The following is an 11456-nucleotide window of genomic DNA, read 5'->3' on the forward strand; positions in this document are numbered from 1 at the left end:
TTATTCGCGCTCGGGGTCTGGTGCCCCCATGTGATCGGCCGGGTATTTCTCGAATACCTGGCCGATAAATGCCTGCGCGGCCTGAGTCCCCAGTTCCTTGACCAGCAGGTCGATACCGATGATTGCCAACTCCTCCGGGCTGCCCGGGCTGTAGGAGCTTTGCCCGTGGGGCCACTTGGCTTTGATGTCGGCGTGGATCGTGACGATGGTCATGGGTGTCTCGCGAGGCTGAAAGGCGGTTGGTGCGTTATCTGGCGTGTGGAGTTAACCATTTTGCGCAGCGTTTGGCACTGCTACTTAGGCATGAGGGGAGGGCTGTGCGACACTGTCTGCCCGTTTAATGGTCAGGGCAAACCGCGTGCAGATCGATTTGAACAACTCCGAGAACCTGACGCTGGACGCGGTGAGGCAGTTACTTGCCAGCGCCAGTGACAACGTTCACACCCAATTGCGCGTCACCAAGGCCGGCATTGCCTACATCTCTTCGGGAGTGGTGGGCGGCGTTGATATTGACGGGCTGCTATTTCGCCTGGAGACCTGGGCGGCGGGTTCCGGTTATGTCGGTAACGTCGCGGCCAGCGATGAAGTGTGGGTGATGCAGATTTTCAACGCGCTCAAGCAGAACTGGCCAAAACCGCCGTTTGATTACATCGACATCTACTGAGTGCGTTCATATTTGGTGACGATTGATTCGCCAGCGCCAGGCGCCGACTCAGGCAGACTGGCCTGCAGCCAATTGTGACAATTCTGAAACCAATCGGCCAAACCACGGTCGCACGATCTCTGTCTGTTTTTTCTCAAAGGAGGCTTCATGCCTTGGAAGCTCGCATCATTCGGTACTTTGTTGGCTGCGCTTGTCTTGACGGGTTGCAGCACCCCGGGTACCTCTGAGCCAGCCAAAGACACTGCCGTGACCGATGCTGGTCATAGCCGCTGTGAGGCGAAGGCTGCCGAGTTCGCAATCGGCCAGAAGGCTTCGCCGCAACTGCTGGAACAGGCCCGTAGCCGCGCCGGTGCGCAGAACGCCCGTATTCTCAAGCCAGACGACATGGTCACGCTGGAATACCGCTCCGATCGCCTGAACCTCAATACCGATGACAACCTGGTGATCAATCGCGTCAATTGCGGCTGATGGCTTCAGCGCTTTTCTCCAGGCCATAAAAAACCCCGTCACATGGACGGGGTTTTTTTAGTTCGGCGCAGAATTACTCTGGGCGAACCTGTGCAGCTTGCATACCCTTTTGGCCTTTCTCAGCCACGAAGGAAACGGTTTGGCCTTCTTTCAGGCTTTTGAAACCGTCGCTTTCGATAGCTTTGAAGTGTACGAACAGGTCGTCACCGCCACCTTGAGGAGTGATGAAGCCGAAGCCTTTTTCATCGTTGAACCATTTAACGGTGCCGGTTTGGCGATTAGACATGGTGTATCTCCAAGAAACATATATTTTCAGTAGTGCTGTGCTGCTCAGGCCAACTGGGCACACCGAGCTATCATAGTCGAAATGTTCGGCTTGGGAGCCCCCCCAAGGCATTGTTTGCTATCCAATCGCGTTGCGTTTCATGCCTTGGTTGGCTGAGAGCCCCGATCTACGGGGCTTTTAAGCGAAATATCAGCTAGCAAAAAAAGCCGTAAAAGCTGCGTAATTTGTGAGAAATGGCAGTTTTCAGGGCGATTTTTGGTCCTTTAGCCGGTCTGGCAGGGTGTAAAAATTACTTTTTCTTCACGACTTTGCAGGACGAAATAGCCGCGACAGCTTTGTTTTTCAGCGCGGGATCTGCGTTCTGGTTGGTCATGAGTTCCTTGATCTCGGCACTGCTCAATTCGGCATTGATCTTGTCCGCGCCACATTCGCAATGGTCTTTGGCGGTTTTGGCATCAACGCTTTGCTGGGCGGCTGCACTGCAATCCTTGATGAAGCTGTCCCGTGCACCGGCAGGCCAGTTCGACGGGGCTGCGGCGTGCGCACCCAGGGACATGAGGGTCAGGGATGCAGCAAGGGCGAAAGTCGAGGTAAAACGCATAATGAAATGCTCCTGGAGTCATGGACGAACGGTGATTCTCGGTGTGTTTGAGGCTCGCCGTACAGTTCAAGTTCACTTTTGCCCCTAAAAGCCGGGAATTTGCGTTTCATTAAGCGGCGCCGGCGCCATGACCGTTCATCTGTGCTAGCATCTTTCGCTTGGCTATTTTCCGGCGCGCCTATGCCGCCTTGCCAAGGTCTTTTTTGTTTAACTCCAGTCACTCTGGTTCGATTACCGGTTGGCCGAAAGGCTCCTGCCGCTGTAAGGCAGGCGTTCATCATTGAACGGCCTGGTGTTGGATCTTGTACTGGCTCATCCCAACCCACGTGACCTTTGGTAGGGGTCACCACTAGGAGAGGAGGCGCCATGCCAACTATTACTCTTCCCGACGGCAGTCAACGTTCATTCGATCATTCGGTTTCCGTAGCCGAGGTCGCCGCATCCATTGGTGCTGGCCTGGCCAAGGCCACCGTGGCCGGCAAGGTCGACGGCAAGCTGGTTGACGCCAGCGACCTGATCACCGGCGATGCCAGCCTGCAAATCATTACGCCCAAGGATCAAGAGGGGCTGGAGATCATTCGCCACTCTTGCGCGCACCTGATTGGCCATGCGGTCAAGCAGCTGTACCCAACCGCCAAGATGGTCATCGGCCCGGTCATCGACGAAGGCTTCTATTACGACATCGCCTATGAGCGTCCTTTCACTCCGGACGACCTGGCGGCCATCGAGCAGCGCATGCATGCGCTGATCGAAAAAGATTACGACGTCATCAAGAAAGTCACTCCGCGCGCCGAAGTGATCGACGTGTTCACCGCCCGCGGCGAAGACTACAAGCTGCGTCTGGTGGAGGACATGCCGGATGAGCAGGCCATGGGCCTGTATTACCACGAAGAATACGTCGACATGTGCCGTGGTCCGCACGTGCCGAACACGCGCTTCCTCAAGTCGTTCAAGCTGACCAAGCTGTCCGGTGCCTACTGGCGCGGTGACGCGAAGAATGAACAACTGCAGCGGATCTACGGCACTGCCTGGGCCGAAAAGAAGCAGCTGGCCGCCTACATCCAGCGCATCGAAGAAGCCGAAAAACGCGACCATCGCAAGATCGGCAAGCGCCTGAACCTGTTCCACCTTCAGGAAGAAGCGCCGGGCATGGTGTTCTGGCACCCGAACGGCTGGACCCTGTACCAGGTGCTTGAGCAGTACATGCGCAAGGTTCAGCGCGACAACGGCTACCTCGAGATCAAGACGCCGCAAGTCGTTGACCGCAGCCTGTGGGAGAAATCCGGGCACTGGGCCAACTACGCCGACAACATGTTCACGACTCAGTCGGAAAACCGCGACTACGCCATCAAGCCGATGAACTGCCCGTGCCACGTACAGGTGTTCAACCAGGGCCTGAAGAGCTACCGCGAGTTGCCGATGCGCCTGGCCGAGTTCGGTGCCTGCCACCGTAACGAGCCATCGGGTGCACTGCACGGCATCATGCGTGTACGTGGCTTCACTCAGGATGACGCCCACATCTTCTGCACCGAAGAGCAGATGCAGGCCGAATCCGCCGCGTTCATCAAGCTGACCATGGACGTGTATCGCGATTTCGGCTTTACCGAAGTCGAAATGAAGCTGTCCACTCGTCCGGAAAAACGCGTGGGTTCCGACGAGCTGTGGGATCGCGCCGAAGCAGCACTGGCCGCAGCACTGGACAGTGCGGGGCTTGCGTACGACCTGCAGCCGGGCGAGGGCGCGTTTTACGGTCCGAAGATCGAGTTCTCGCTGAAAGATTGCCTTGGCCGCGTCTGGCAGTGTGGTACCCTGCAGCTCGATTTTAACCTGCCGATCCGTCTGGGAGCCGAATACGTCTCCGAAGACAACAGCCGTAAACACCCGGTTATGCTGCACCGGGCGATCCTCGGCTCGTTCGAACGGTTCGTCGGGATCCTGATCGAGCACTACGAGGGTGCATTCCCTGCGTGGCTGGCTCCGACCCAGGCAGTGATCATGAATATCACTGATAAACAGGCAGATTTTGCCGCTGAAGTTGAAAAAACTCTCAATGAAAGCGGATTTCGTGCCAAGTCCGACTTGAGAAATGAAAAGATCGGCTTTAAAATCCGCGAGCATACTTTGCTCAAGGTTCCCTATCTTTTGGTTATCGGAGATCGGGAAGTCGAGATGCAGACTGTCGCTGTGCGTACTCGTGAAGGTGCTGACCTGGGCTCGATGCCCGTCGCCCAGTTCGCTGAGTTCCTCGCGCAAGCGGTTTCCCGGCGTGGTCGCCCAGATTCGGAGTAATTATTATTAAGCGTGAAATGAGACAAGATAAACGAGCTGCACCGAAAGCCCCGATCAACGAGAATATCTCGGCACGCGAGGTTCGGTTAATTGGCGCTGACGGCGAGCAGATTGGCATCGTCTCGATTGATGAAGCGCTTCGTATTGCTGAAGAGTCCAAATTGGACCTGGTGGAAATCTCCGCCGATGCAATCCCACCCGTTTGCCGGGTGATGGACTACGGCAAGTCGATCTTCGAGAAGAAGAAGCAGATTGCCGCGGCGAAGAAGAACCAGAAGCAGATTCAAGTAAAAGAAATCAAGTTTCGTCCAGGGACGGAGGAAGGGGATTACCAGGTAAAACTGCGCAACCTGGTACGTTTCCTGAGTGATGGGGACAGGGCCAAGGTATCCTTGCGATTCCGCGGCCGTGAGATGGCCCACCAGGAGCTGGGGATGGAACTCCTCAAGCGGGTTGAAGCTGACCTGCTCGAGTACGGTTCGGTCGAACAGCATCCTAAGATGGAAGGACGCCAGCTTATTATGGTCATCGCCCCGAAAAAGAAGAAGTAATCAATAGGGCACGGCAGGCCTTCTGATTATGTTTATCAACTGAATGCGGAGTACCGAACATGCCAAAGATGAAAACTAAAAGTGGTGCTGCTAAGCGGTTTCTGAAAACTGCTAACGGTATCAAGCACAAGCACGCTTTCAAGAGCCACATCCTGACTAAAATGTCGACCAAGCGTAAGCGTCAACTGCGCGGTAGCAGCTTGCTGCATCCGTCTGACGTTGCAAAAGTCGAGCGCATGCTGCGCCTTCGTTAATTTTAGTCAAGAATAGAGGAAGTAACTCATGGCTCGTGTAAAGCGTGGCGTCATGGCGCGTAAGCGCCACAAGAAAATTCTGAAACTTGCTAAAGGCTACTACGGCGCGCGTTCACGCGTATTCCGTGTTGCCAAGCAAGCGGTTATCAAGGCTGGCCAATACGCCTACCGTGACCGTCGTCAGAAAAAACGTCAGTTCCGCGCTCTGTGGATCGCTCGTATCAATGCTGGTGCACGTGTTAACGGTCTGTCCTACAGCCGTTTCATCGCTGGCCTGAAAAAAGCGTCCATCGAGATCGACCGTAAGGTTCTGGCTGATCTGGCAGTGAACGAAAAAGCGGCGTTTGCTGCGATTGTCGAGAAAGCTAAAGCCACCTTGGCTTAAGTACCCCCGACAGTCACCCTGGGTCGCTTCCGCGGCCCAAGGTGTTAAACGTCTTAAATAGGGGAAGAGCCTTCAAGCTCTTCCCCTATTTTGTATCTGGAGTCTGTACATGGAAAACCTGGATGCGCTGGTCTCTCAAGCACTAGAGGCTGTGCAAAGCGCAGAAGATATCAATGCCCTGGAGCAAATCCGGGTTCACTACCTTGGCAAAAAGGGTGAATTGACTCAGGTGATGAAGACCCTGGGGAATTTGCCGGCTGAAGAGCGTCCGCAAGTCGGTGCGTTGATCAACGTGGCCAAGGAGCGTGTTACAGAGGTTCTCAATGCGCGCAAGGCGTCGCTCGAGGAGGCCGATCTTGCGGCCAGGCTCGCCGCCGAATCCATTGACGTGACCCTGCCTGGCCGTGGCCAGACCTCGGGCGGCCTGCATCCGATTACCCGGACTCTGGAACGTATCGAGCAGTTCTTCACCCACATCGGCTACGGCATTGCCGAAGGCCCTGAGGTCGAAGACGACTATCACAACTTCGAGGCGCTCAACATCCCAGGCCACCACCCGGCCCGGTCGATGCATGACACCTTCTATTTCAACGCGAACATGCTGCTGCGCACCCATACCTCGCCGGTACAGGTCCGCACCATGGAATCGCAGAAGCCGCCGATCCGCATCGTCTGCCCAGGCCGTGTGTATCGCAGCGACTCCGATATCACCCACTCGCCGATGTTCCACCAGGTCGAAGGCCTGCTGGTTGATCGCGACATCAACTTCGCCGACCTCAAAGGCACCATCGAAGAGTTCCTGCGGGTGTTCTTCGAGAAGGAGCTGGCGGTGCGTTTCCGTCCCTCGTTCTTCCCGTTCACCGAGCCATCCGCTGAAGTCGATATGGAATGCGTGATGTGCAGCGGTAAAGGCTGCCGCGTCTGCAAACAGACCGGCTGGCTGGAAGTGATGGGTTGCGGCATGGTTCACCCCAACGTGCTGCGCATGTCCGGGATCGACCCGGAAGAATTTTCGGGCTTTGCCTTCGGCATGGGCGTTGAGCGTCTGGCCATGCTGCGTTACGGCGTGAACGACTTGCGTCTGTTCTTCGACAACGACTTGCGGTTCCTCGCGCAATTTCGCTAGTCGTAACGGATCTTTAGGAGAGCAGGATGAAATTCAGTGAACAATGGCTGCGTGGCTGGGTAAGCCCGCAGGTAAGTCGCGACGAGCTGGTTGCTCGTCTGTCGATGGCCGGCCTCGAGGTCGATAGCGTGACGCCGGCCGCCGGTGTTTTCAGTGGCGTGGTAGTGGGCGAAGTGCTGAGCACCGAGCAACACCCGGATGCTGACAAATTGCGTGTGTGCCAGGTCAGCAATGGCGCGGAAACTTTCCAGGTCGTGTGCGGAGCGCCAAACGTGCGCCCGGGCCTGAAAATCCCGTTCGCCATGATCGGTGCCGAGCTGCCAGGCGACTTCAAGATCAAGAAGGCCAAGCTGCGTGGCGTTGAGTCCAACGGCATGCTGTGCTCCCAGGCGGAGCTGCAGGTCGGTGAAGGCAACGATGGCTTGATGGAACTGCCGGCCGATGCGCCAGTGGGTCAGGACATCCGTGTTTATCTGGAACTGGAAGACGCCAGCATCGAGGTCGACCTGACCCCGAACCGCGGCGACTGCCTGTCCCTGGCCGGCCTGGCCCGTGAAGTCGGCGCTCTGTACGCCGCGACCGTCAGCCGTCCGGTGGTTGCCGCCGTACCTGCCGTGCACGACGAAGTGCGTTCGATCGAAGTGCTGGCTCCCAACGCCTGCCCGCGTTACCTGGGTCGTGTGATCCGTAACGTCGACCTGTCCAAGCCAACCCCGCTGTGGATGGTTGAGCGCCTGCGTCGTTCGGAAGTGCGCAGCATCGATGCTGCCGTCGACATCACCAACTACGTGATGCTGGAACTGGGCCAACCGCTGCACGCTTTCGATCTCGCTGAAATCAATGGCGGCATCCGCGTGCGCATGGCCGAGGAAGGCGAGAAGCTGGTACTGCTCGACGGCCAGGAAGTCAGCCTGCGTGCCGACACCCTGGTGATTGCTGACCATTCCCGCGCCCTGGCGATTGCCGGCGTGATGGGTGGCGAGCACAGCGGCGTGTCCGCAACCACTCGCGACATCTTTCTCGAAAGTGCCTTCTTCGATCAGATCGTCATCGCTGGCAAGGCCCGTTCCTACGGCCTGCACACCGACGCCTCGCACCGCTACGAGCGTGGCGTGGACTGGCAACTGGCCCGTGAAGCCATGGAGCGCGCCACTGGCTTGCTGCTGGAAATCACCGGCGGCGAAGCCGGCCCGATCATCGAAACCGTCAGCGAGCAGCACCTGCCGTCGGTTGCACCGATCGTCCTGCGTGCCAAGGCCGTTGAGCAAATGCTTGGCCTGGTGATCGACCCGGTTGAAATCGAGCGCCTGCTGTCGGCACTCGGCCTCGGCATCTCGGCCGGTGAAGCAGGGCAGTGGCACGTAGAAGTGCCAAGCCATCGCTTCGATATCAGCCTGGAAGTCGACCTGATCGAAGAGCTGGCCCGCCTGTACGGCTACAACCGCCTGCCGGTTCGTTACCCGCAAGCACGCTTGGCCCCGCAGCCGAAAGCTGAAGCCCGTGCACACCTGCCGGAACTGCGTCGCCTGCTGGTTGCCCGTGGTTATCAGGAAGCGGTGACCTACAGCTTCATCGATCCGAAGCAGTTCGAACTGTTCAACCCAGGTGTCGAGCCGCTGTTGCTGGCTAATCCGATCTCCAACGACATGGCCGCCATGCGCTCGTCGTTGTGGCCTGGTTTGGTAAAAGCGCTTTCCCACAACCTGAACCGTCAACAAGACCGTGTGCGCCTGTTCGAAAGTGGTCTGCGTTTTGTCGGTCAGTTGGACGGCCTGAAGCAAGAGCCAATGCTGGCTGGCGTCGTCTGCGGCAGCCGACTGCCTGAAGGCTGGGCACAAGGCCGCGACACCGTCGACTTCTTCGACGTCAAGGCCGATGTGGAAGCGGTGCTGGGCTTTGCCGGTGCGCTGGACGCCTTCACGTTCACCCCTGGCAAACACCCGGCGCTGCACCCGGGCCAGACTGCACGTATCGAACGTGAAGGTCGCCTGGTGGGCTTCGTTGGCGCGATTCACCCTGAACTGTCGAAAACCTTGGGGCTGGACCGTCCAGTCTTCGTTTTTGAGCTAGTCTTGGCTGAAGTGGCCTCGGGCAAAATGCCTAAATTCAGCGAGTTGTCGCGTTTCCCTGAAGTACGACGTGATCTGGCGTTGATTGCCGATCAAGGTATTGCGGCCAGTGCTGTTCTGGACGTAATCCGTGAAAATGCAGGGGAATGGCTGACAGACCTCAGGCTATTTGACGTCTATCAGGGTAAAGGCATTGATCCGCATAGAAAAAGCCTTGCAGTTGGCTTGACCTGGCAGCATCCATCGCGCACTCTTAATGACGATGAGGTGAATACGACGACGCAAAATATCCTCACCTCGCTCGAACAAAGGTTGAACGCCACGTTAAGGAAGTGACGTATGGGGGCTTTGACGAAAGCTGAGATGGCGGAACGTCTGTATGAAGAGCTGGGCCTGAACAAGCGCGAGGCCAAGGAATTGGTCGAGCTGTTTTTTGAAGAAATCAGGCACGCTCTTGAAGACAACGAACAGGTCAAATTGTCCGGTTTCGGCAATTTTGACCTGCGGGACAAACGCCAGCGGCCTGGCCGCAATCCAAAAACGGGAGAAGAAATCCCGATCACGGCTCGCCGTGTGGTCACCTTTCGTCCAGGGCAGAAGTTGAAGGCCCGAGTTGAGGCTTATGCTGGAACCAAGTCATAACGACGAACTGCCCGTCATCCCAGGCAAACGCTACTTCACCATTGGTGAAGTCAGCGAGCTCTGTGCGGTAAAACCGCACGTGCTGCGCTATTGGGAGCAGGAGTTTCCTCAACTCAACCCCGTCAAACGCACCGGGAACCGTCGGTATTATCAGCGCCAGGATGTGCTGATGATCCGACAGATCCGCGCATTGCTGTACGACCAGGGGTTCACCATCAGTGGCGCGCGCCAGCGTATGTCCGGTGATGAAGCCAAAGACGACACCACCCAATACAAGCAAATGATCCGCCAGATGATCTCCGAACTCGAAGATGTGCTGGTGGTTTTGAAGAAGTAATTCCGGCTTTTAAAATACTTCCACATTTCAAAAGCTTGCGGTATATTCCTGATCGCTTCGTTGCGAAGCGAACCCAGTAACACGCCTAGTCGGGGCGTAGCGCAGTCCGGTAGCGCACTAGCATGGGGTGCTAGGGGTCGAGTGTTCGAATCACTCCGTCCCGACCATATAATTCAATGACTTAGCCCAAGCGGTAACGCTTGGGCTTTTTCATGCCTGCAAAATTACTCCCTCACCACAGCCCCATGCCTCATTCACCAAATCCAATAATAGCCTTGGTTTCCAGATACTCCTCAAACCCCTGCACGCCATACTCCCGGCCATTCCCCGAGCGCTTGTAGCCACCAAACGGCGCCATCGGATTCCACGCGGGGTAGTTCAGGTGCACTTGCCCCGCACGAATACGCGACGCCACGGCACGTGCCTGCGTCAAGTCGTGGCCCTGAACGTGGGCGCCCAGGCCGTATACCGTGTCGTTGGCGATGGCGACGGCTTCATCCACCGTCTCATACGCAATGATGCACAGCACCGGGCCGAAGATTTCTTCCTGGGCAATGCGCATGGCGCTGGTCACCTCGGAGAAAACCGTGGGGCGGGTATAGAAACCCTTGTCAAAGCCCGGCACACGCCCAGGCCCACCGCATACCAGTTTCGCACCCTCGTCGAGGCCTGCCTGGATCATCGCCTGGACGCGGTTGAACTGGGCTTCGTTGGCGATGGGCCCCAGTTGCGTGTCTTCCGATTGCGGGTCGCCAACGATCAGAGCATTTGCGGTCGCCGCCGCCAGGGATTCGACCTCGGCCAAGCGGTTTTTTGGCACGATCATGCGGGTCGGCGCGCTGCACGATTGCCCGACGTTGCGAAATGCGGACATCACCCCCAGCGGTACAGCCTTGGCGAAGTCGGCGTCGGGCAGCAGCACATTCGGCGATTTGCCCCCCAGTTCCTGGGTGACGCGTTTCACCGTCGGGGCTGCCGCTTGGGCAACCAGCGCGCCTGCGCGGTTGGAGCCGGTGATCGAGATCATGTCGATATCCGGATGTGCCGCCATGGCTGCGCCAACCTGGGCACCGCTTCCATTGACCAGGTTGAACACCCCGGGCGGCAGGCCTGCGTCATGCACCAGTTGTGCAAACAGCAGGGCGCTCAGCGGCGACAGTTCGCTGGGTTTCAAGACCACGGTGCAACCGGCAGCGATGGCCGGGGCGACTTTGGCGGTGATCTGATACAACGGCCAGTTCCACGGCGTGATAAGACCGCAGACGCCTATGGGTTCGCGCTGGATGGCTGTACCGCCTTCCACCGTCTGGAAGCAATAGCTGGACAGCAAGTCACGAGCGACCCGAACGTGTTCGGCCGCCAACGGCACTTGCATCGCCCGAGCGAAGCCGATGGCGGCGCCCATTTCCAGGGAGAGCGCCTGTGCAAGCTGCTCTTTGCGCTCAAGGATAAGCGCGTGGATTTTCCCAAGCATCAACGCCCTGGACGCCGCGGGCGTTGCAGACCAACCGGCAAACGCCGCACGTGCTGCCGCAACGGCACGATCCACATCCTCGGCAGACCCGCTTGCGACCTGTGCAACCACCTCCTCACTGGCCGGGTTGACCACCGGCAAACTGGCGGCAATGGTCGGGGAAACCCAGCTGCCGTCGATGTAAAGCTGCTGAGACGTTTTGTTCGAAACGTGTATGGTCATCCAACTGGCTCCCTGGAGCGGCAATAGGCGCTGCGAACAGCAAGGCCCGGTGTCTCGCTAAGCTAGCAAAAGGTCTCAGCCCGAAGAT

The 11456-nt window shown here is 57.6% G+C and carries 14 protein-coding genes and 1 tRNA gene; 11 read left to right on the plus strand and 4 right to left on the minus strand.

Annotated features, from left to right (window positions below; genetic code table 11):
* Positions 1-213, minus strand: a complete 213-nt coding sequence (locus D109_RS0122460) for a hypothetical protein (protein WP_003219951.1) — start codon at positions 211-213, stop codon at positions 1-3.
* 145 nt (positions 214-358) lie between these two features.
* On the opposite strand from D109_RS0122460, the gene D109_RS0122465 reads away from it, so the two are divergent.
* Both D109_RS0122465 and D109_RS0122470 read left to right on the plus strand, forming a co-directional pair.
* On the plus strand, positions 359-664 hold the full coding sequence (locus D109_RS0122465) for a hypothetical protein (RefSeq protein ID WP_026078156.1): 306 nt from the start codon (positions 359-361) through the stop codon (positions 662-664).
* Positions 665-811: 147 nt separating this feature from the next.
* Entirely contained in the window at positions 812-1132 is a 321-nt protein-coding gene (locus D109_RS0122470; protein WP_017478844.1) for an I78 family peptidase inhibitor, read from the plus strand.
* Positions 1133-1205: 73 nt separating this feature from the next.
* Here D109_RS0122470 and D109_RS0122475 read toward each other — a convergent pair whose 3' ends face one another.
* Positions 1206-1418, minus strand: a complete 213-nt coding sequence (locus tag D109_RS0122475; protein ID WP_003179963.1) for a cold-shock protein — start codon at positions 1416-1418, stop codon at positions 1206-1208.
* Between the two features lie 289 nt (positions 1419-1707).
* On the minus strand, positions 1708-2022 hold the full coding sequence (locus D109_RS0122480) for a hypothetical protein (RefSeq protein WP_026078157.1): 315 nt from the start codon (positions 2020-2022) through the stop codon (positions 1708-1710).
* A 363-nt stretch (positions 2023-2385) separates the two neighbouring features.
* On the opposite strand from D109_RS0122480, the gene thrS reads away from it, so the two are divergent.
* From thrS to D109_RS0122525, 9 genes are all read left to right on the plus strand, one after another.
* Positions 2386-4308, plus strand: a complete 1923-nt coding sequence (gene thrS, locus D109_RS0122485) for a threonine--tRNA ligase (RefSeq protein WP_017478846.1) — start codon at positions 2386-2388, stop codon at positions 4306-4308.
* On the plus strand, positions 4308-4859 hold the full coding sequence (gene infC / locus D109_RS0122490) for a translation initiation factor IF-3 (protein WP_169875357.1): 552 nt from the start codon (positions 4308-4310) through the stop codon (positions 4857-4859). The genes thrS and infC overlap by 1 nt, the downstream gene beginning before the upstream one ends.
* 59 nt (positions 4860-4918) lie before the next feature.
* Positions 4919-5113 carry a 50S ribosomal protein L35 gene (rpmI, locus tag D109_RS0122495; protein ID WP_002553160.1) on the plus strand — a complete coding sequence of 65 codons (195 nt, stop codon included), beginning with the start codon at positions 4919-4921 and terminating at the stop codon, positions 5111-5113.
* A 28-nt stretch (positions 5114-5141) separates the two neighbouring features.
* Positions 5142-5498, plus strand: a complete 357-nt coding sequence (gene rplT, locus D109_RS0122500; protein ID WP_003219940.1) for a 50S ribosomal protein L20 — start codon at positions 5142-5144, stop codon at positions 5496-5498.
* A 109-nt stretch (positions 5499-5607) separates the two neighbouring features.
* The gene (pheS, locus tag D109_RS0122505) at positions 5608-6624 is read left to right on the plus strand and encodes a phenylalanine--tRNA ligase subunit alpha (RefSeq protein ID WP_017478847.1); all 1017 of its coding nucleotides are present in this window, start codon (positions 5608-5610) and stop codon (positions 6622-6624) included.
* A gap of 26 nt (positions 6625-6650) precedes the next feature.
* Positions 6651-9029, plus strand: coding sequence for a phenylalanine--tRNA ligase subunit beta (gene pheT / locus D109_RS0122510; protein WP_017478848.1), 2379 nt, complete (start codon positions 6651-6653; stop codon positions 9027-9029).
* Positions 9030-9032: 3 nt separating this feature from the next.
* The gene (ihfA, locus tag D109_RS0122515) at positions 9033-9335 is read left to right on the plus strand and encodes an integration host factor subunit alpha (protein ID WP_002553164.1); all 303 of its coding nucleotides are present in this window, start codon (positions 9033-9035) and stop codon (positions 9333-9335) included.
* A complete protein-coding gene (locus tag D109_RS0122520) occupies positions 9316-9672 on the plus strand; it encodes a MerR family transcriptional regulator (protein ID WP_003219935.1) in 357 nt (118 codons plus the stop codon). The genes ihfA and D109_RS0122520 overlap by 20 nt, the downstream gene beginning before the upstream one ends.
* A gap of 90 nt (positions 9673-9762) precedes the next feature.
* Positions 9763-9839, plus strand: a tRNA-Pro gene (locus D109_RS0122525).
* Between the two features lie 83 nt (positions 9840-9922).
* Here the strand turns inward: D109_RS0122525 and D109_RS0122530 are convergent.
* On the minus strand, positions 9923-11368 hold the full coding sequence (locus D109_RS0122530; RefSeq protein WP_017478849.1) for an aldehyde dehydrogenase family protein: 1446 nt from the start codon (positions 11366-11368) through the stop codon (positions 9923-9925).
* Positions 11369-11456: the final 88 nt, after the last annotated feature.

Origin of the sequence: Pseudomonas sp. PAMC 26793 (genome assembly GCF_000313235.1) — a bacterium.
GTDB lineage: Bacteria > Pseudomonadota > Gammaproteobacteria > Pseudomonadales > Pseudomonadaceae > Aquipseudomonas > Aquipseudomonas yamanorum.